We start from the raw sequence: 19093 nt of genomic DNA on the forward strand, positions 1-19093 counted from the left end.
GTCCGAGATAATAGCAAACCTGCGCGCTTTTAGTGAGAGGAGGGCATTCTCATGAATATCGCTCATGTTGGAGGGCGTAAGCCACTGTAGAATCTCCGCGCTTTAATGGTCGGGACACTGGACATGCCACATCGCGTACTCGCAAGCCTCTTTTTGCTGCTCCTGTGCAGTGGGGTACGTGCGCAAGATTCTGGGTTGAACCTTCCTTCGTCTATTTCCTACACCCGAGACGTGCAGCCGATCTTTACTGAGAAGTGTGTCGCCTGCCATGCCTGTTATGACGCCGCGTGCCAGCTCAACCTGGGCAGCGCCGAAGGGGCGCTACGTGGGGCGTCGAAAGTTCAGGTGTATAACGGCAGGCGCAGCGAAGCCGAGGCAACTACCCGTCTTTATTACGATGCCCACAGCGTCACGGCCTGGCAGCATAAAGGCTTCTATTCGGTGCTTGATGCGCAAGGCAGTCAGGCGGCACTGATGGCGCGGATGCTTGAGCTCGGCCATAAAACGCCGCTGACGCCCTATGCCAAAGTCCCTGCCGAGATCGTTCTGGGGATGGGCCGAGATAATCAATGCCCGATGCCGGCTGAGTTCGAAGCCTATGCCGGCAATCATCCCAAGGAAGGCATGCCGCTGGCAGTGACCGGTTTGACCGAGCCTCAGTATCAAACCTTGCGGCGCTGGTTGGCGGCGGGTGCACCGATCGATGAACAGGCGCTGGCCCCCAGCGCCAGCGAGACACTGCAGATTACACAGTGGGAAGACATGCTCAACGCCCGCGGCGCCAAGGAAGGGTTGGTGGCACGGTGGTTATACGAGCATCTGTTCCTGGCGCACATTTATTTTGAAGGCGGCGAGCCGGGGCATTTCTTTCAGTGGGTTCGTTCGCGTACGCCCAGTGGTCAGCCCATCGACCTGATCAATACTCGACGGCCTAACGATGATCCTGGCACCGACGTGTATTACCGCTTGTGGCCGGTACAAGGGGTGATCGTGCATAAGACCCACATCACGTACCCCATGAGCCCAGGCAAAATGGCGCGGGTCAAAGAGCTGTTCTACAGCGGTGACTGGACTGTCAGCGCTTCGCCTGGCTACGGCCCACGGCACCGCGCCAATCCGTTCGACACGTTTCAGGCCATTCCAGCCCAGGCGCGTTATCAGTTCATGCTCGACAACGCCGAGTACTTCATTCGCACCTTTATCCGTGGTCCGGTATGCCGTGGGAATATCGCCAGTGATGTCATTCGCGATAATTTCTGGGCTCTTTTTCAGGATCCGGCACATGATCTGTACCTCACGGATGCGGCTTATCGCGACAAGGCCACGCCACTGTTGTCGATGCCCGGCCAGATCGACGACGTTGGCAGCGTGTTGACCCTGTGGCACTCCTATCGCGACAAGCGCAATGAGTACGAAGCGCTACGCAGCAAGACCTATGCTCAGGCGCCAGCACCCGGTTGGTCGACCTTATGGGCCGGTAACGACAACGCCTTGCTGTCGATTTTTCGTCACTACGACAGCGCGTCCGTCAATAAAGGGTTGATCGGCGAAATCCCGCAGACGATGTGGCTGTTCGACTTTCCCATCCTTGAGCGCACCTACTACCAGCTCGCGGTCAACTTCGACGTATTCGGCAACGTTGCGCACCAGGCACAGACCCGGTTGTATTTCGACCTGATCCGCAACGGTGCCGAGCAGAACTTTCTGCGGCTGATGCCGGCTGACTCGCGCGATGAGATATTGAGCGACTGGTACCAGGAAGGCGGCAAAGTGAAGATGTGGCTGGACTATCAAGGCATCGACGATGACACGCCGAGCGGTCTTAAACTCAATGAAAAAGACCCCAAGCGTGATTTCGCCCTTCAGTTGCTGGTGCGCTATGGCAACTTGAATGGCCGGCCGGACCCGATCAACCGCTGCAGTGGCGCGTACTGTGCCCGGCAAACCCTGGCGCCCGAATTGCGCTACGCCGAACAGGCCCTGAGTCGCCTGACGTCTCGCCCGGCGGCGGGTTTACAGGTGATCGCCCAGTTACCGGAAGCAAGCATGCTCCGAATCCAGGCCAGCGATGGTAAGCGCGAGCTCTACAGCCTGCTGCGCAACCGTGCACACAGTAACGTCGCCTTTATGCTGGGTGAGGAGTCCCGCTATCAGCCGGGGCTGGACACCCTGACCCTCTACCCCGGCGTGCTGAGCAGTTACCCTAACTTCATGTTCAATATTCCTGCTGTGCAGGTGCCCGCGTTTGTCCGCGCCATGGAGCAGGCGCGGGACGCTGATGCGTTCGAAAAAATCGTTCAGCGCTGGGGCATTCGCCGGAGCAATCCTCAGTTCTGGTTCTATTTTCATGACCTGACACGCTATATCCAGGAGACCGAGCCGGTTGAGGCGGGTGTGCTGGACATGAACCGCTACGAGAATCTGTAGCCGTTCTTTAAACGGCTACGCAGGTAAGCCCGCGAAGCCGACGACACGCTCTGTTTGAGCTGAACACCTTGATAAACATGGCCCGCAGCCATCTACCAGTCATCAATCCCGCGCAACCTTTTCGCCCTTATCGCGGTCCGACGTATCGAGACGACCTGAAGTAGCCGTTTATTCGGGGTCCTTGATGTTGATTTGAAAACAGGTGAGTTGCGGATGTTGATTTCGGTTCAAGCCCTGCGGGCACTCGCCGCGTGGGTCGTTGTGTGTCACCACTTTATGCAGATTTTCTTTGATTTTCATGCCAAAGGCCCCGTAGGGCAGTTCTTCGTCGACAGGGGGGCGGTAGGGGTCGATATTTTCTTCGTGATCAGTGGGCTGGTGATCTACCTGTCCACGCAAAACAAAGACATGCCGGCTGGACGCTTCATGGTCAATCGGATCATCCGTATCGTCCCGGCATATTGGGTCTACACGGCCGCCATGGGGTTGCTGTTGGTAGTCGCCAGCCCGCTATTGCCGCATCAAGTGATCAGTTGGCAGAACTTCATTCTTTCCCTGTTATTCATCCCTTCTGAAAACCCCGGCGGTTACGGCATGTACCCGACGTTGAACGTGGGCTGGACGCTGAATTATGAAATGTTCTTCTATCTGCTGTTCTCACTGGTGTTTTTGGTCCATCAACGTCATCGGCCATTGGTTGTCGCAGCCGCATTGTTCGCGGTGAGTGAGGTGTTGACCCGTTACGGCTGGATCAGCCATTTCTACCGCAACGACATTGTGTACGAGTTTCTGCTGGGCATCGGCATCGGCATTATCTACAGCCGCGGCTGGATTACTCCCCGGCTATGGCTACCGCTGCTGGCGATTGCCGGGGCCTTTGTCACCATTTATCACTTGCCACCGGCACAACGGTTTATGAACTGGGGGCTGCCCAGCGCGTTGATTGTCGTCGCCTGTATCTCACTGGAACCATACTTTCAGGGCAATCGATTATTCAAGGTGCTGGGCGACTGTTCCTACTCGGTGTATTTACTCCACGTATTGGTTCTTTACGGCGGATGGCTGGCGTCTGAACGCTATGGGCTCAATCCATATGCGGTGTTTGCCGTGTGTGTACCATTGATTGCGGTCGGAGCCTGGGGCAGCTACGAATTTATCGAAAAAGGACTTTATCTACGCCTCAAAGGCTGGCTGGACAAGCGAAGGGCGCTGGGCGAAGCGGTCGCTCTTTCCCGACATAATTACTAGGACTTTGTGCGGCGCGAATGATTGGCGTAAACTGCGCCCACGTCTGCGAGGAATTTTCATGACCGCTATTACTATTACCGATGCCGCCCACGACTATCTGGCCGATTTGCTTGAAAAGCAGAACACTCAGGGCATCGGCATCCGCGTGTTTATTACCCAGCCTGGCACCCAATACGCTGAGACCTGCATTGCTTATTGCAAGCCGGGCGAAGAGAAACCAGAAGACAAGGCCATTGGCCTGAAAAGCTTCACTGCCTGGATCGACTCCTTCAGCGAAGCGTTTCTGGATGATGCGGTTGTCGATTATGCCACCGACCGAATGGGCGGCCAGCTGACCATCAAGGCGCCAAACGCCAAAGTGCCGATGGTCAATGCCGACAGCCCGATCAACGAACGCATCAATTATTACCTGCAAACCGAGATCAATCCGGGTCTGGCCAGCCATGGCGGCCAGGTTTCGCTGATTGATGTGATTGAAGAGAACGACGAAAATATCGCCGTGCTGAAGTTCGGTGGCGGTTGCCAAGGCTGCGGCCAGGCTGACGTGACCTTGAGAGAAGGAATCGAGCGCACTCTGCTTGAGCGTATTCCTGAGCTTAACGGTGTGCGGGACGTTACTGACCACACGCAAAAAGAAAACGCCTACTACTAAGTCGGGCGTCTCTACGCGATAAAACAGCTGCAAAAAAATGCCTCGACGGGTTCGAGGCATTTTTTTTGCGTGCTGCCGGTGCCTGGGTTAGCCGGCCTTGGCGCAACCGGCAGGATTGAACACGCGCTGGCTTGAAGCCGGACTCTTGAGCAGTGCAGCCCCGGTGCGTGCCGGACGTGGCAGAAGTTGCCCGGAGCAATTGGGGCAGCGACCGCCCAGACGGTCGTGCGCGCAATCGCTGCAGAAGGTGCATTCAAACGAGCAAATCAACGCGTCCAGACTGTCGCCAGGCAGGTCGCGGTCGCAGCATTCACAGCTCGGGCGAAGTTCAAGCATAGGAGTGACCTCGTTCGCAGGTGTTTGGGGAAAGGAAAGCTTCGGCAACAATGCCAAACACTACGGGCTCTTGGCAATCAGGGCCGGTATAGATGCGCATGTCCGGCCCGATAGAGCGACGATTCGGCGAACTGGTCATTGGCCAATACCCTGCCTACCAGAATCAATGCCGTGCGGCGAAACCCTTTGGCGTGAACTTTCTCCTGGATGTCGGCCAGGGTGCCCAGTACCCAATCCTGATCCGGCCAACTGGCGCGATGGACCACCGCAATCGGGCAGTCAGCGCCGTAGTGAGGGGTCAGTTCGGCGACAATTTTTGCCAGGTTCTTGACCCCCAGATGAATCGCCATGGTCGCCCGATGCTGCGCCAGGCTGGCCAGTTCCTCGCCCGCAGGCATGGAGGTTTTATCGGCGTAGCGGGTCAGGATCACGCTCTGGGAAATATCCGGCAGCGTCAGTTCGGTGCCCAGCAATGCGGCGCAGGCAGCAGTGGCGGTAACGCCGGGGATGATTTCGAAGGGGATATCCAGTTCGCGCAGGTAACGAATCTGCTCGCCAATCGCGCCGTACAGACTGGGATCACCAGAGTGCACCCGAGCGACATCTAAGCCTTGTTCATGAGCGGATTTCATCGCGGCAATGATCTGTTCCAGGTGCAACTCGGCACTATTGATCACCTGTACCGCCTGATGCCCTTCAAGGACAGCGGTCGGCACCAGTGAGCCGGCGTAGATGATCACCGGGCAACTGCGGATCAGACGCTGGCCTTTGACCGTGATCAGTTCCGGGTCGCCGGGGCCTGCGCCGATAAAAAAAACGGTCATGGGTGCTCCAGAATCCAGCCTTAGGCTTTTGAGTGGGTGTGAAAACAGGCAGATTATCGACGATCGGGTACGTCGCCGGCCAAGGCAAATGTCGCGTGCTGGTTTTTCTGCCGGGTGATCAGTAATTCGCCATGACGCCCACCAAGGCGCTGTAACAGCGCCAACGCACTGCTTTCGGCTACGCCGTAGCAACCTGTATGGGCGAACGCGATGGCAGAACGATGACTGAGCTGCGCGTCGAAACCGCTCAACTCTGCTGCACTGAAAAACACCAGTGGCAGACCCAGATGCTCTGCCAGCGCCAACAAACCCGGCTCAGAACGTTTCAGGTCAATGGAGGCGAGGGCAGTGATGGCTTCAACTTTCAGCCCATGATTCTGCAAAGCCTGTTCAATCAATTCGAGTAGCAGGCTTGCAGGGCAACCGCGCTGGCAGCCGAGGCCGACCACCAGGGTCGGCACCGAGTGCTGTCGGGTCATGCGCGGTGATTGACGTGCTGGGCGTTCAATTCATGATTATTGCGGCGGAACAGCCATGCGCTGATCAGGCCCAAGGCGATCCAGAACAGCGCATTGGTCAACAGCGAGGCGATCTTGAACTGAGCTTCCAGCGCTTCAGGGGCGAGGCTCTCATGCACGTCCGGTTGTGGTGCGCCAATCACGTGTGGCACCAGCAGGATCGCTATCCCCAGCATCTTCAGCAACCAATGCTTGCTGAACACGATCAGCGCCAAGGCGACGGCGGTAGAAGCTGCCGTGCTCGCCCACCAGATTTGTCGCTGAACCAGATCAGCCGCCGCAGTCCCCGGCAGCTCAGGTGGCAGGCCCAGGGTCGGAGCGAGAACGAACACGGCAAAACCGGCCAGCCCCCACAGTATCCCCTGAGACGTACGGCCCGGCGCACGCAGGGTGTAAAGCCCCGCGAGCATCAATGCAAAACCGACTGCGACCACCAGATTGCCCCCGGTGGTGGACACGACACGCTGCCAGCCGTCTTGAGGTTCCCATGCCTCGGCGTCGTGAACGTGCCCAGCGCCTTCAGCATGCTCATGGACGTGTTCTGTCGGCGCCTTTTCATAGGTCTCCGCTTGCAGAATCAGCGGCGCAACCCAGAAGCTTTGCAGCAGCGTCAACAACAGTGCGGCGAACAGACCCGTGAACCCGGCTGTTTGAGCGATACGCTTGAACATGGCGGCAGGTCTCAATGGCAAGGGAAGGCAGAGCTGTGGCGGGTATCGTGCGCCGCGTTGTGGACGGCATTGATATGCGAGAAACCGGCGAAGTAGACCAGGAATGCACCCAGCAGGAGGGCGCTGACGGCAGCCGTCAGGCGTCGGGTCTGAGTGGAGGTGGTTGTAGCTGAGTGGCTGATAGTGCTGATCGACATGGCGCTTCCCTCAAGTGTCTGCAAGTAGGCAAGCGCATGGAAACCCCACTGACAGGCGTCAGTAGAGGTTCAACAGCGCCCGCCCACCGCGGGTTTGTTAGGTCATTTGTCGGGCCGGTCTCCGGGCTTGCGAGGGGTCTGTGTAGCCTGACCATCAAGAATCACCTTCCCATGCCGGACTGCTGGCACAGTGGATCTGACTCTTCACTCGCTTACCGTTGCGGGGGCAGCGCCGGACTTGCTTATGCCTATTGGCATGAAGCGCACCGGTTTCCCGTTTCACCCTGTGAAGGGCACCCGAAACAAGGCCGTAGGAAAACATGAGCACGCACAGGAGTCAATCCAGAGCATCTGCGGCTTAGCCGGTGATTGACCTGCCCGCAGCCACTGCGTAGCCTTGCTCGTTCGAGGTGCTCCGGTATTGCACGGAGCTAAAAGGGAACGCGGTTCAAGCCGCGGCTGCCCCCGCAACTGTAAACGGTCATGTTCATTGCACTGCCACTGCACGCGTGCGGGAAGGCGCAATGAACGCGTACTGGACGCTTTTTTATAGGCCGCCAACACGCCACCGTCAGCCAGGAGACCTGCCTCGAAACAAGATTCTCACTACAACCGGGCGGGGTGATCCGGTGGCGAATTGATCTGCGTGCATGTGCTACGTGGTTATCGTCCTGTTTGCCCGCCGCTTTGCCAAAGGGCATCCGATGAAATCACTGGCCAAACTTCCCGTCACTATCGTTACCGGTTTCCTCGGGTCGGGTAAAACCACGTTGCTGCGGCACATTCTCGACAACGCCGAAGGTCGGCGCATCGCGGTGATCGTCAACGAATTCGGCGAACTGGGCATCGATGGCGACATCCTCAAGCAATGCACCATTGGCTGCACCGAAGAAGAAGCCAACGGTCGTGTGTATGAGTTGGCCAACGGTTGCCTGTGCTGCACGGTTCAGGAAGAGTTCTTCCCGGTCATGCGCGAATTGGTTGCCCGTCGCGGCGACCTGGATCACATCCTGATTGAAACCTCTGGCCTGGCGCTGCCAAAACCCTTGGTCCAAGCGTTTCAGTGGCCAGAAATTCGTAACGCCTGCACGGTCGATGCGGTGATTACCGTGGTCGACAGCCCTGCAGTGTTGGCAGGCACGTTCGCTGCATTCCCGGATCAAGTCGACGCACAGCGCAAACTCGACCCGAACCTTGACCATGAGTCGCCACTGCACGAATTGTTCGCCGATCAACTCGCGAGCGCGGATCTGGTTATCCTCAATAAAGCCGACATGCTCGATGCGGCAGGCCTGGCGACCGTCCGCACTGAAGTCTCCGAAGAACTGCCACCTGCGGTCAAAGTGATCGAAGCCAGCAGCGGTCGTCTGCCCATCAGCGTGTTGCTGGGGCTGGGCGCTGAGTCGGAGGTGCATATCGATAGTCGCCGCACCCACCATGACCATCACGAAGGCGATGACCATGACGACCATGACCATGATGCTTTCGATTCTATCTCGATCAAATTGCCACAGGCCGACGAAAGCCTGTTGCTGGACGCCTTGACGCAACTGGTGGTGCAGCACGGTATTTTGCGGGTCAAAGGTTTCGCGGCGATTCCGGGCAAGCCGATGCGCTTGCTGATTCAAGGCGTCGGGACGCGGTTTGACAAGCATTTCGACCGTGCCTGGCGTGCCGAGGAAGAACGCGCGACCCATCTGGTATTGATTGGTCAGGAACTCGACGCCAGCGTTCTCGAAGCCCAACTGCACGCAGCGGTTGCCGGCTGACCCATGCATTTACTGAGAACCCAGCCTGGCGGCTTTGTACCTGACGACAGCATCGCTGATCTGGGGCAAACCCCGGCCGAGCTGGTGATTCTCTGCAGCGGCGATTCACATTTGGCGTTGCTCGCCGAGGCGGCGCAACAGTTGCCTGAGGATTACCCCAGTCTGCGTCTGGCCAACCCGATGCAAGTGCAAAATCACGCGTCAGTGGACATGTACGTCGATCAAGTGCTGCGTCATGCCAAGGTCATCCTGATTTCCCTGCATGGCGGCATTGGGTATTGGCGCTATGGCGTCGAGCGTCTGGTGGAGCTTGCCGGACGGGGGGTGCAGCTTATTCTGGTGCCGGGCGATGATCGTCCGGACCCGGAGTTGAGCGGCTTGAGCACTGTTGCCGCCGAAGAAGGCGAGCGGCTCTGGCATTTTCTTCGCCAGGGCGGCATGCACAACGCGCTTGAGCTGTATCGTTGTTTGGCAAACTGTTGGCTGGGCCGCGATTATCCTTGGGCAGAGCCTCAGGCTTTGCCACGTACCGCGATCTACCATCCGCACAAGGCCAATGCGGAGCTGAGTGACTGGCAGGCCGATTGGCACGCTGCTCAGCCCGTTGTGGCGTTGTTGTTCTATCGATCCCACCTGCAAGCGGCCAACACCGGCTTTGTCGACGTGTTCTGCGCCCGTTTGCAGGCACAGGGTTTGAATCCTTTACCCATCGCGGTCGCCAGCCTGAAAGAACCGGGCTGCCTGACGGTGGTGGAAGACCTGCTTGATGAGGTCGGTGCCGCGCTCATCCTGAATACCACCGGCTTCGCTCAATCCAGCCCGGAAGCCCCCCATGTGCGACCGTTTCGGCGCAATGTTCCGGTGATCCAGGCCATTTGCGCCCAGGACAATGAACCTGCGTGGTCCGCCAGCGAGCAAGGGCTGGGTCCACGGGACCTGGCGATGCACATCGCGTTGCCCGAGCTGGATGGGCGGATCATCAGCCGGCCGATCAGTTTCAAGGATCTGGCCTGGCACAGCGAGCGCAGCCAATCCGACGTGGTGTGTTATCGCGCCCAGCCCGAGCGCATGGATTTTGTTGCCGAGCTGGCGCGACGCTGGATTGACCTGGCGCGCCTGCCCAATCAACACAAGCGCGTCGCGTTGATCCTCGCCAATTACCCCACCCGCGACGGTCGGATCGGTAATGGCGTTGGTTTGGACACCCCAGCCGCCGCCTTGAATATTTTGCGTGCGTTGCAGGCCGAGGGTTATCCGCTGGCGCCGTTGCCTGAAAGCGGCACCGCCTTGATCCACGCGTTGCTTGGCGGTGTCACCAATGACCTGGACAGCATCGATCTGCGCCCGTGTCAGCAGAGCATGGGGCTGGACGAATATCAGGCTGCGTTCGATGACTTGCCTGTAGCCAATCGCGAGGCAGTAACCGCCCGCTGGGGCGCGCCGCAGGGCGACCCAATGTTTCGCTCCGGAAGGATGATGGTTGCGGGGCTGCGTTTTGGCCTGACGTTCATTGGCATTCAACCCGCTCGGGGTTATCAAGTGGACGCCAGTGCGGTCTATCACGACCCGGACCTGGTGCCGCCCCATGGTTATCTGGCGTTTTACTTCTGGTTGCGCAAAGTCTACGGCGCCCATGCTGTGGTGCATGTGGGTAAGCACGGCAATCTTGAATGGTTGCCGGGCAAAGGTGTCGGCCTGTCGCAAAATTGCTGGCCGGACGCAGTATTGGGTGCGATGCCGAACATCTACCCATTCATCGTCAACGACCCGGGTGAGGGCGCCCAGGCCAAGCGCCGCACCCAGGCAGTGATCATCGATCACTTGATGCCGCCACTGACCCGGGCCGAAACCTACGGTCCGCTGCGTGATCTGGAAGTGCTCGCCGATGAGTATTACGAAGCGCAGTTGCTCGATCCGCGTCGCGCTGGAGAACTGCAACGAGACATCCTCAAGTTGGTGCGTGAAACCCGGATCGATCGTGAACTGCAACTGGACGAAGCGCTCAACGCCGATGCGGATGCTGCCCTCTGGTTGCCGCGTCTGGACACCTACCTGTGTGATCTGAAGGAATCGCAGATCCGCGATGGCCTGCATATTTTCGGCGAATCGCCCAGTGGACGTCTGCGCATCGACACCTTGCTCGCGTTGCTACGGATTCCTCGTGGCGATGGCCGTGGCGCACAATCGAGTCTGTTGCGCGCCCTGAGCAAAGCTTTCGAACTGAACTTCGACCCTCTGGACTGCGTGCTGTCAGAGCCTTGGAGTGGGCCTCGCCCCGCGTCACTGTTGGATATCAGCGCCGAACCTTGGCGCACGGCGGGTGATACGCGTGAGCGGCTGGAGTTGTATGCAGCGTGGCTGATCGAGCAGGTGTTAATGCTAACGCCAGTCAGTGAATTGACTGGAAACAATGACTTGGCACTCATTCTTGATAATTTAAGCGAAGTTGTTGCGCCACGGCTGGATGCCTGCGGTCCTGCGGAGATGCAGGGTTTACTGGACGCTTTGAGCGGTCGATTCGTTCCGGCAGGGCCCAGCGGTGCCCCCAGCCGTGGGCGCCTGGATGTACTGCCTACCGGGCGTAATTTCTTTTCCGTGGACGTGCGTAATCTGCCAACCACGACCGCGTGGCGCATCGGTTTTCAATCGGCGAACCTGCTGCTGGAGCGGCACTTGCAGGATCACGGCGATCACCTGCGTCAGCTGGGTCTGTCCGTCTGGGGTACCGCGACCATGCGCACCGGCGGTGACGATATTGCCCAGGCCATGGCCCTGATGGGTGTCCGTCCGGTCTGGGCCACGGGCAGCCAGCGGGTCGACGACTTTGAAATTTTGCCCCTGAGCCTGCTCGACCGGCCTCGGGTAGACGTGACATTGCGCGTCTCCGGATTTTTCCGCGATGCGTTCGCCAACCTGATTCGCCTGTTCGATGCTGCGGTTCAAGCGGTCGCCGCCCTTGATGAACCGGACGACTTCAATCCACTGGCGGCCAAAGTGCGCGAAGAGCGCCAGGCGTTCGAGAGCAGCGGCTTGAGTGCCGACGATGCCGCACGACAGGCCGGTTGGCGCATTTTCGGCGCCAAGCCGGGCGCTTATGGTGCCGGCGTGCAAGGCGCTATCGACGGGCGCTTGTGGCAAAGTCGCGAAGATCTGGCCGAGGTCTACCTGAACTGGGGCGGCTACGCGTATGGGGGCGCTGATGAAGGCACGCCAGCGCGCGAGCGTTTTGCTCAGCGATTGTCCCAAGTACAAGCCGTGCTGCAGAACCAGGACAATCGCGAGCATGACCTGCTCGACTCCAATGACTATTACCAGTTTCAGGGTGGCATGCTCGCGGCGGTGGAAAGCCTCAGCGGGCAGCAAGCCGCGAGCTACCACGGCGATCACAGTCAGCCGGACTTGCCGAAAATTCGTACCCTCAAAGAAGAGTTGAACCGGGTCGTACGCGCGCGCGCGGCCAACCCGAAGTGGATTGAAGGGGTCAAGCGCCATGGTTACAAAGGCGCGTTCGAGATGGCCGCGACGGTGGACTTCCTGTTTGCTTTCGACGCCACCACGCATTTGATTGATGATCACCAATACGCATTGCTGGCCGATGCCTATTTGTTGGACCCTTCGACCCGTGCATTCATTGAGCAGCACAACCCTGATGCGCTACGCGATATCACCGAACGCATGCTGGAAGCTCAGCAGCGTGGGTTATGGGAGGCGCCGGGTGAGTACCGCCAGGCGCTGGAAAACCTGCTGCTGGACATAGAAGAACACTGATGATTTTCGAGAGACGAGCATGAGCGATATCCCGCATTTCCCATTGGCTGCGGTGGTCGGTGCCGAAGAGCTGAAACTGGCGCTGTGCCTGACAGCGATCGACCCCAGGATTGGCGGCATCCTGATCGAAGGCCCGCGCGGTATGGCCAAGTCAACGCTTGCGCGTGGTCTGGCTGATTTGCTGGCCAGCGGGCAATTTGTCACATTGCCGCTGGGGGCGACAGAGGAGCGCCTGGTGGGCACGCTGGACCTGGACGCGGTCCTCGGAGAAGGCCGGGCGCAGTTCTCGCCAGGTGTGTTGGCCAAAGCTGATGGCGGCGTGCTGTATGTCGACGAGGTCAATCTGCTGGCCGACCATCTGGTCGATTTGCTGCTGGATGTCGCGGCCAGCGGGACCAACATTGTCGAGCGCGATGGCATCTCCCATCGTCATCCTGCGCGGTTTGTCCTGATTGGGACGATGAACCCGGAAGAGGGCGAGCTGCGCCCGCAATTGCTGGATCGCTTCGGTTTGAACGTAGTGTTGAGTGGCCCTACGGTCCCGGCCGAGCGTGGAAAAATCATTCGCCGGCGACTGGATTTCGATGCTGATCCCGTTGCGTTCTGTGAGCTGTGGGCGGATCAGCAGAGCGCCTTGAAACAGCGTTGCGAACAGGCGCGCGCGCTGCTGCCGACAGTCCCCCTGGACGATCAGGCACTTGGGCAGATTACCGAGCGCTGTTTTGCTGCGGGTGTGGACGGGTTGCGTGCGGATTTGGTCTGGCTGCGCGCGGCACGAGCTCATGCCGCCTGGCGCGGTGCCTGGCAGATCACGGCTGAGGATATCGATGCGGTCGCTGAATTTGCCCTGCGTCATCGCCGTAGCATCAGCGCGCCATCCGCAAAAGCTCCGCCGCCTGCCGAGGCGCCGCTACCACCGACCCCGCCGCAAACAACGTCTGGCAATACCCCTCCTGACGAGCAGAGTGAGAGTCTGGAAGGTGGGCAGGGCAGTTGGGGCGAGATGCCTGCGCAGGCGATGCCTGTCGGTATGCGCCGCGAAGTGCCGAGCTGGCCAAAAAAGCCGTAGGCATCCGCCCTCATTCGACACCGGGGGCGGATGCCACGCCTCAGCCAGGAAGACTCAGTGGCGGCAGAACCGGTGCGGCCCGCGCCGGGTCCGATGGCGCCATCGATTGGTTGCCGACCCTGTTGCGCGGCCGCCCGAAACGGCGCAAAGACCTGATTCGAAAGCCGCGCAGCAGTCGCCCTCAGGCGCTATGGCTGGTCATTGTCGATGCATCAGCCTCGACCCGGCGACATCAGGCCTTGAGTCAGGCCAAAGGCCTATTGAGTCAGCTGTTCGACGATGCTTACCGTCGCCGCGTCCGCCTGGCATTGCTCACCGCCAGCGGCAATACCCCGCACTGGCAACATCAAGGCCTCAAAGCATCCGCCGCATTACAGCCCTGGCTTAACGCACTGGGCGCGGGGGGTGGCACGCCGCTGCTCGACGCACTGGAACAAGCTGCACACTGGCTCACCTTGCGTCAAAAACAACACCCGACCGAACAGCAACGCCTGCTGCTATTGACCGATGGCCGGATCAAGGCTCTGCCGGTTGTGCCTGAGCTGAGTTGCCCGAGCCTGCTGATAGACATAGAGCAGGGTCCGATTCGCCTGGGGCGAGCGGTGCAACTGGCCTCAGCGTTAGGGGCTGAGTATTGTCATATTGAATCGTTAACTCGGGTTCGCTGAACACTAAATAAGCACGGTTCTGCAGTGTTTTCAGAGACGAGTTACTTCAATTCACTCTGGCATGGTCCAGGGCATCAGGCGGTAGCCTTCCTGACTGATTTCGGCCCGGGCTTGCTCCAACAGACTTTCCAGCTGAGCAGGGTCGCTATAGGTGCTGCTTGGGATCTGTTTGCGTCCGATTCGGGTGTTGGTGCGATCGATAACGGTCAGGCTGAGTTCGCCGTTACCGTCTTGCGGTGCCCAAGCGACGCATTGAAAGGGTTCGAAGGCATGACCAGCGATCAAAAGGGCTTCGTTAAAGCGCAGTGGGGTGTTCATGGTCGTTTCTCTCCGTGCCCAAATAAATTCAATCGACGCCGAGGGGTGGGCTTACCGTTCGGCTGGTTACTTGTACTGATGACGCAAGAGGTCATGTAAGTCACAACGGTCTGTCGATAATTTAATAATTCCCTACCAACGGTACCCTTGCCGCCTGCCGCGCATCGGCGACGTCTTTGCAGAACATCGTCAGTGCGCATAATTAGTAGACTGAATAGTTGAATGAATCGTCTGATTTTTTTAGTTCTTTTTGGAATGACACTTATAGTTAAACGGTACAAGCGAGTGTCAAATTTTTGCTAATGTAACAGCCAGCTTTGCCAACTTACTGTTTATAAAACGATTTCTAAATATTGGCGCCAAGGAACCTCTATGCATGAATCGGCTCCACTACGTCGCCTATTGGTCGTCGACCCTTGCGATGATTGCCATCGTTTGATTCCCGCTCTCCGTGAGGCTGGCTGGGACGTGCACAGCAGTACCCTTGAATTAGCCGCAGAACAAACCTGTGACGTCGGTTTGATCCGCCTGATGCCTTACCATGTCGAACACCCTGAAGCAGTCAAGGAGTTGATCAGCCGCAGCCATACCGAATGGATTGCGGTGCTCAGCCCCGATGAGTTGCGCCTGCAAAAGGTGGGGGATTTTGTTTGCGAGTGGTTTTTCGACTTCCATACCTTGCCGTTCGATGTTTCAAGGGTGCAAGTAACCTTGGGCCGCGCGTACGGCATGGCGAGGCTGCGCGGGCAGGGAGTGGCCCATGTGCACGAACCTGAACATGAACTGTTGGGCGAAAGCCGACCGATTCGTGAATTACGCAAGTTGTTGAGCAAACTGGCGCCGACCGAGTCTCCTGTTCTGATTCGGGGGGAAAGTGGTACTGGCAAAGAACTGGTAGCCCGGACCTTGCACCTCCAGTCCCAACGCAAAGGCAAGCCGTTCGTTGCGATCAACTGCGGTGCCATTCCTGAGCATTTGATTCAGTCCGAGCTGTTCGGTCATGAGAAAGGCGCCTTCACGGGCGCCCATCAGCGCAAAATCGGACGAATCGAAGCCGCCAACGGCGGGACACTGTTCCTTGATGAAATCGGCGATCTGCCCCTGGAATTGCAGGCCAATCTGCTGCGGTTTCTTCAGGAAAAACATATTGAGAGAGTCGGCGGACGTGAGCCGATCGCTGTCGACGTTCGTGTGTTGGCCGCCACCCACGTCGACCTTGAAGCGGCTATTCGCCAAGGGCGGTTTCGCGAAGACCTGTATTACCGCCTGAATGTCTTGCAAGTGGTCACTGCACCTTTGCGTGAGCGGCACGGAGATCTGGCGATGTTGGCCAATCATTTCGCCCACGTCTACAGCCAGGAAACGGGCCGTCGCCCACGTAGTTTCAGCCAGGATGCGCTGGTCGCCATGGGCAAGCATGACTGGCCGGGTAACGTTCGCGAGCTGGCTAATCGGGTACGGCGTGGTCTGGTGTTGGCCGAGGGGCGACAAATCGAGGCCGCTGACCTGGGGCTGGTCGGTAATCAGGAGGTCACTGCCATCATGGGCACCCTCGATGATTACAAGTCCCGTGCGGAGCGTCAGGCGTTGTGTGATGTGCTGACGCGTCACAGCGATAACCTGAGTGTTGCCGCCAAAGTATTGGGTGTGTCACGGCCGACTTTTTACAGATTGCTGCACAAACATCAGATTCGCTAATGCATTAGCCCCACTACTAAAAAACCCGCGATCATCGCGGGTTTTTTAGTTGAAGCGGCTGATAGAAGGGGTCAGAAGTAGTACGGGAATTTCAGGCTGAAGGTAAAGTCTGGCGCATCGTTAGTCAGGCCAATGGAAAGGTTGGGCACGATGGTCAGTTTGTCTGATACAGCCATGGTCATGCCAATGTTGAAGTACCCCGCATTGGCATCGCTGTTGCTGACTGTTTCCCATCCCTGACCTTGCTGTTTGATCTTGCTTTTCATTGCGATCAGGTCAGACACCGAAAACGACATGCTCATCTTCTCGTTCAGGGCGAAGGCGATACCGGCCCCGATCTGGAATGTGTCGCCCAATTTAACTTTGCCTGGGACTTTCGTGTCTTGAGTGGGGCTGATATCGCCGAATGATTCTTCCATGTTGTAGGTATAAGCGATGCTGCCGAACAGGACCGCCGGGTCGATGGTTTTGATCAGAGAGAGGCCAGGTGTCAATGACCATACGCCGTTGCCGGTCGGTAGGCTTTCAGGTGTCGAGAGGCTGTCGTTCTGACTGGACGTGTGCAACTTGATGCCGTAGGGCTCTTTGCCGGTAGGCGCTTTTAGACGCAGGGTAAAGATCGCATCCGGGGTGTCAGCGGTTTCATCAAGAAACTTATAGGCGATCCCGGCGTTGATATCGCCCAGGGTCGGATCACGTTTTTCGCTGACTTCGGAGATCTGACTTGTCGAGTTGCCGGCACCGGCTGAAGAGTAGGTGGTTTCCCGGTAAATAACGGGCACGTTGAGATCGACCTGCCAACGCTGGTCGAAGTTGTAGCGTCCGGTCAAGTCCAGGGTCCAGTTATCGGCCTTGATCTTGTCGATGCCGATATTGCCCAGAAAAATCGAATCCAGTGCCAGAAAACCATTAAGGATCAGTTGATTAGTGTCGTAGTGAGCATAGGTGATGCCGGTTTCCAGGCTAAACTTGCCTCCACCGAAAAACCCGCTGGCCTCGTCGTACAGGTTGCTCACGCTTTGTGCCGGTTGCGAGTCATCTTTAAGTGACTGACCATAAGAGCTGCCTGTCCCCGTCGTACGGCCATCGCTGCTGGCTACAGCAACGCCGCTGCCCTTGTTTGCAGGCGTCGCCGGTGAGCGCACCAGTCGTTTGGGCTGAGGCGTCGCCGGCTGATCTTCAACCTGACGGACCCGTTGTTCAAGCACCATCAGTGCCTTTTGCTGCACATCGTAACGTTGTTTCAACTCCAGAAGTTCTTGCTTCAATGTCTCGACATCAGTGTCTGTTGCTGCCTGAGTAAATGTAGCGGGCAACAGCGCACTCAAACAAACAACCGCGCGAAACGAGAACGAACGATACATAGGAATAGCCATCCCTGTTAGCTGTTTTATGAATCAGAGCGTAGATCAATAACCGGCGGACCGGAGGCTCTTTAATTGATCCAGATTACAATTCAGCGTACCCGGGGAGGGTAAATCGTTTCGTAGCACAATATTCAATTGCGTCAAGTTTTGAACTTGATTTTTTGTCCCCATTAGATTGGTCGCCTGCAGAACACCGCCCGCGGCAATACGCTGCATTGAGTCGCCCTGGTTATTGCCGGCCTGAATGGCCAACTGCACTCCACCATTACTGGACGAAACCGTCAGGCTCCCGGCGCGGTTAGCCTCCGTGATCGTTGCGCCGCTGGTCAACACCTGACCCTGGTTGGTGGTTAGAACGGGCGCCTGGCCGTTCTGCTGAACGTTGATATCAACGTTGTTGCTGGAAAGATTACCGTCGCCGGCAGTGCGTGTACTTTGCGTCACGCCTTGAAGAGCGGTGAGCCCGCCACCCCCGGTGATTGAGCCGGTACCGTCAGTAGGTGTTGAACCATCCCCCTTTTGATTGATGAGTGACACATAGAATTGCGGTTTTATTGTGTTTTGCTGCATGTGCAGTGTGGTTTGCGCGCCGAGCACATCGCCCGAGGCATTTTGCCAAGTGCTGGTCATGGTCATGCCGAAATAAACAATACGGTCCGGCATCACATAACGACCGCGTAACTGGGCCAATTCCTGATCCTTGAGTTCTATGGGGTTGAAGACCGACGTGGCATGCGTCGGCAGACTAGCAACCATGCAGGCAGCGGCCAGCCAGTGGTGGATTTTCATGTGCTGCTCCCATTGCCACTTTATTATTATTAGAAGAAATCACTTTGCAAAAAGCCAAACTCCATCAACTCTGCATCCTTGACCGGGTTAAAGGTATCCACGCGACCTCTGGCGGTTAATGGCAACGGCGGATCCAGCAGGGCGTTATGTTTGTCATACCCGGGACCGATGACCGCGAAAATAATGCCGTTCCAGCCTTTGGTGAAGTCTTCACGGGAATAGCGCTTGTGACCGAGCACGGGATCACCGATGTACACCCAATTCTTCTCAGTCTTTTGCAGCACGACGAAATGCTTGTAGCCGCGAATATCCATCAGCACCACGACCGGAATGGTCAGGCGGTCAAGGCTTTCCGAAGGAATTCGGTAGCCTCGGGCACGCATGCCGATGCTTTCGACGTAGCGTTTCATATCGAGCATGGAGAAGCCCTGTGTACGCACAAGGTCCTGGTCCGCAGTGAGGAGCATGCCTTCGATAAGCTGGTTCTCAGTCACGTCCAGCCAGTAGGCCTGACGCAACACAGTGGCCAGCGCGGCGGCGCCACAGCTAAAATCAGTTTTTTGTTCCACCAGATCGCTGAAACGCCGTTCGCGCAAGCTTTGAACGTGCTTGTAGATCAGATTGGCACCCGGTAAACCGGGGACCGCCATTTGACCTGCATGTGACAGGCCTGCAATCAACAACAGGCAGAAGAGGGCGATACTGCGCATGATCATTACGCCTTGGACGTTTGAGTCACTTCAGCAAAGTAAGACTTCCAATAACGCTTGGAAA

Annotated in this window: 17 protein-coding genes and 2 riboswitches; of the genes, 8 read left to right on the forward strand and 9 right to left on the reverse strand. The window is 57.7% G+C overall.

All coding sequences use genetic code 11. The annotated features are described in order from the left end of the window. Positions 1-123: 123 nt before the first annotated feature. The 3 genes from AC1MEA_RS20015 to nfuA all read left to right on the forward strand — a co-directional run bounded on the left by AC1MEA_RS20015 (position 124) and on the right by nfuA (position 4327). Positions 124-2427 carry a fatty acid cis/trans isomerase gene (locus AC1MEA_RS20015; protein ID WP_480417166.1) on the forward strand — a complete coding sequence of 768 codons (2304 nt, stop codon included), beginning with the start codon at positions 124-126 and terminating at the stop codon, positions 2425-2427. Positions 2428-2640: 213 nt separating this feature from the next. Continuing rightward, a complete protein-coding gene (locus tag AC1MEA_RS20020) occupies positions 2641-3675 on the forward strand; it encodes an acyltransferase family protein (protein WP_480417167.1) in 1035 nt (344 codons plus the stop codon). A 58-nt stretch (positions 3676-3733) separates the two neighbouring features. Continuing rightward, positions 3734-4327, forward strand: coding sequence for a Fe-S biogenesis protein NfuA (gene nfuA, locus AC1MEA_RS20025; protein ID WP_219059777.1), 594 nt, complete (start codon positions 3734-3736; stop codon positions 4325-4327). Between the two features lie 87 nt (positions 4328-4414). Here the strand turns inward: nfuA and AC1MEA_RS20030 are convergent, their stop codons facing one another. The 5 genes from AC1MEA_RS20030 to AC1MEA_RS20050 form a co-directional block, all read right to left on the reverse strand. Beyond that, positions 4415-4663, reverse strand: coding sequence for a DUF1272 domain-containing protein (locus AC1MEA_RS20030; protein ID WP_219059776.1), 249 nt, complete (start codon positions 4661-4663; stop codon positions 4415-4417). A 77-nt stretch (positions 4664-4740) separates the two neighbouring features. Next, positions 4741-5487, reverse strand: a complete 747-nt coding sequence (gene cobM, locus AC1MEA_RS20035) for a precorrin-4 C(11)-methyltransferase (RefSeq protein WP_219059775.1) — start codon at positions 5485-5487, stop codon at positions 4741-4743. A 53-nt stretch (positions 5488-5540) separates the two neighbouring features. Continuing rightward, positions 5541-5966, reverse strand: a complete 426-nt coding sequence (locus AC1MEA_RS20040; RefSeq protein WP_480417168.1) for a cobalamin biosynthesis protein — start codon at positions 5964-5966, stop codon at positions 5541-5543. Further along, complete coding sequence (locus AC1MEA_RS20045; protein ID WP_480417169.1) at positions 5963-6676, reverse strand: CbtA family protein; 714 nt, start codon at positions 6674-6676, stop codon at positions 5963-5965. Before AC1MEA_RS20045 ends, AC1MEA_RS20040 begins: the two co-directional genes overlap by 4 nt. Positions 6677-6687: 11 nt before the next feature. Then, positions 6688-6873, reverse strand: a complete 186-nt coding sequence (locus tag AC1MEA_RS20050) for a CbtB domain-containing protein (protein ID WP_219059772.1) — start codon at positions 6871-6873, stop codon at positions 6688-6690. A gap of 95 nt (positions 6874-6968) precedes the next feature. Then, positions 6969-7189, reverse strand: a riboswitch (cobalamin riboswitch). A gap of 75 nt (positions 7190-7264) precedes the next feature. After that, a riboswitch (cobalamin riboswitch) is annotated at positions 7265-7479 on the forward strand. 98 nt (positions 7480-7577) lie between these two features. Between AC1MEA_RS20050 and cobW the strand changes: the two genes are divergently transcribed. The 4 genes from cobW to AC1MEA_RS20070 all read left to right on the forward strand — a co-directional run bounded on the left by cobW (position 7578) and on the right by AC1MEA_RS20070 (position 14147). Beyond that, positions 7578-8642, forward strand: coding sequence for a cobalamin biosynthesis protein CobW (cobW, locus tag AC1MEA_RS20055; RefSeq protein ID WP_306823013.1), 1065 nt, complete (start codon positions 7578-7580; stop codon positions 8640-8642). A 3-nt stretch (positions 8643-8645) separates the two neighbouring features. Beyond that, the gene (cobN, locus tag AC1MEA_RS20060) at positions 8646-12410 is read left to right on the forward strand and encodes a cobaltochelatase subunit CobN (protein WP_480417170.1); all 3765 of its coding nucleotides are present in this window, start codon (positions 8646-8648) and stop codon (positions 12408-12410) included. Between the two features lie 19 nt (positions 12411-12429). Beyond that, complete coding sequence (locus AC1MEA_RS20065; protein ID WP_480417171.1) at positions 12430-13479, forward strand: magnesium chelatase ATPase subunit I; 1050 nt, start codon at positions 12430-12432, stop codon at positions 13477-13479. A gap of 101 nt (positions 13480-13580) precedes the next feature. Beyond that, positions 13581-14147, forward strand: coding sequence for a vWA domain-containing protein (locus AC1MEA_RS20070; protein WP_480918175.1), 567 nt, complete (start codon positions 13581-13583; stop codon positions 14145-14147). A gap of 51 nt (positions 14148-14198) precedes the next feature. Here AC1MEA_RS20070 and AC1MEA_RS20075 read toward each other — a convergent pair whose 3' ends face one another. Next, positions 14199-14465 carry a hypothetical protein gene (locus AC1MEA_RS20075; protein ID WP_219059768.1) on the reverse strand — a complete coding sequence of 89 codons (267 nt, stop codon included), beginning with the start codon at positions 14463-14465 and terminating at the stop codon, positions 14199-14201. Between the two features lie 372 nt (positions 14466-14837). On the opposite strand from AC1MEA_RS20075, the gene AC1MEA_RS20080 reads away from it, so the two are divergent. Beyond that, entirely contained in the window at positions 14838-16163 is a 1326-nt protein-coding gene (locus AC1MEA_RS20080) for a sigma-54 dependent transcriptional regulator (RefSeq protein ID WP_480417172.1), read from the forward strand. Positions 16164-16234: 71 nt separating this feature from the next. Here AC1MEA_RS20080 and AC1MEA_RS20085 read toward each other — a convergent pair whose 3' ends face one another. Genes AC1MEA_RS20085 through AC1MEA_RS20095 form a run of 3 tightly spaced genes read right to left on the reverse strand, consistent with a single transcriptional unit; the run spans position 16235 to position 19029 of the window. Beyond that, a complete protein-coding gene (locus tag AC1MEA_RS20085; protein WP_219059766.1) occupies positions 16235-17527 on the reverse strand; it encodes a coiled-coil domain-containing protein in 1293 nt (430 codons plus the stop codon). A 45-nt stretch (positions 17528-17572) separates the two neighbouring features. Next, positions 17573-18319 carry a hypothetical protein gene (locus AC1MEA_RS20090; protein WP_480417173.1) on the reverse strand — a complete coding sequence of 249 codons (747 nt, stop codon included), beginning with the start codon at positions 18317-18319 and terminating at the stop codon, positions 17573-17575. A gap of 29 nt (positions 18320-18348) precedes the next feature. Next, positions 18349-19029: a C39 family peptidase gene (locus AC1MEA_RS20095; protein WP_480417174.1), complete on the reverse strand. Its 681-nt coding sequence runs from the start codon at positions 19027-19029 to the stop codon at positions 18349-18351. Positions 19030-19093 lie beyond the last annotated feature (64 nt).

This window comes from Pseudomonas sp. ASL8, assembly GCF_056680355.1.

Bases quoted from the DNA above. Each gene is read 5' to 3' on its own strand.
- AC1MEA_RS20040 (WP_480417168.1), bottom strand. From the start codon at position 5,966: ATGACCCGACAGCACTCGGTGCCGACCCTGGTGGTCGGCCTCGGCTGC.
- AC1MEA_RS20065 (WP_480417171.1), top strand. From the start codon at position 12,430: ATGAGCGATATCCCGCATTTCCCATTGGCTGCGGTGGTCGGTGCCGAA.
- AC1MEA_RS20085 (WP_219059766.1), bottom strand. From the start codon at position 17,527: ATGTATCGTTCGTTCTCGTTTCGCGCGGTTGTTTGTTTGAGTGCGCTG.
- AC1MEA_RS20015 (WP_480417166.1), top strand. From the start codon at position 124: ATGCCACATCGCGTACTCGCAAGCCTCTTTTTGCTGCTCCTGTGCAGT.
- AC1MEA_RS20050 (WP_219059772.1), bottom strand. From the start codon at position 6,873: ATGTCGATCAGCACTATCAGCCACTCAGCTACAACCACCTCCACTCAG.
- AC1MEA_RS20080 (WP_480417172.1), top strand. From the start codon at position 14,838: ATGCATGAATCGGCTCCACTACGTCGCCTATTGGTCGTCGACCCTTGC.
- cobN (WP_480417170.1), top strand. From the start codon at position 8,646: ATGCATTTACTGAGAACCCAGCCTGGCGGCTTTGTACCTGACGACAGC.
- cobW (WP_306823013.1), top strand. From the start codon at position 7,578: ATGAAATCACTGGCCAAACTTCCCGTCACTATCGTTACCGGTTTCCTC.
- AC1MEA_RS20095 (WP_480417174.1), bottom strand. From the start codon at position 19,029: ATGCGCAGTATCGCCCTCTTCTGCCTGTTGTTGATTGCAGGCCTGTCA.
- AC1MEA_RS20075 (WP_219059768.1), bottom strand. From the start codon at position 14,465: ATGAACACCCCACTGCGCTTTAACGAAGCCCTTTTGATCGCTGGTCAT.
- AC1MEA_RS20030 (WP_219059776.1), bottom strand. From the start codon at position 4,663: ATGCTTGAACTTCGCCCGAGCTGTGAATGCTGCGACCGCGACCTGCCT.
- nfuA (WP_219059777.1), top strand. From the start codon at position 3,734: ATGACCGCTATTACTATTACCGATGCCGCCCACGACTATCTGGCCGAT.
- AC1MEA_RS20090 (WP_480417173.1), bottom strand. From the start codon at position 18,319: ATGAAAATCCACCACTGGCTGGCCGCTGCCTGCATGGTTGCTAGTCTG.
- AC1MEA_RS20020 (WP_480417167.1), top strand. From the start codon at position 2,641: ATGTTGATTTCGGTTCAAGCCCTGCGGGCACTCGCCGCGTGGGTCGTT.
- AC1MEA_RS20045 (WP_480417169.1), bottom strand. From the start codon at position 6,676: ATGTTCAAGCGTATCGCTCAAACAGCCGGGTTCACGGGTCTGTTCGCC.
- cobM (WP_219059775.1), bottom strand. From the start codon at position 5,487: ATGACCGTTTTTTTTATCGGCGCAGGCCCCGGCGACCCGGAACTGATC.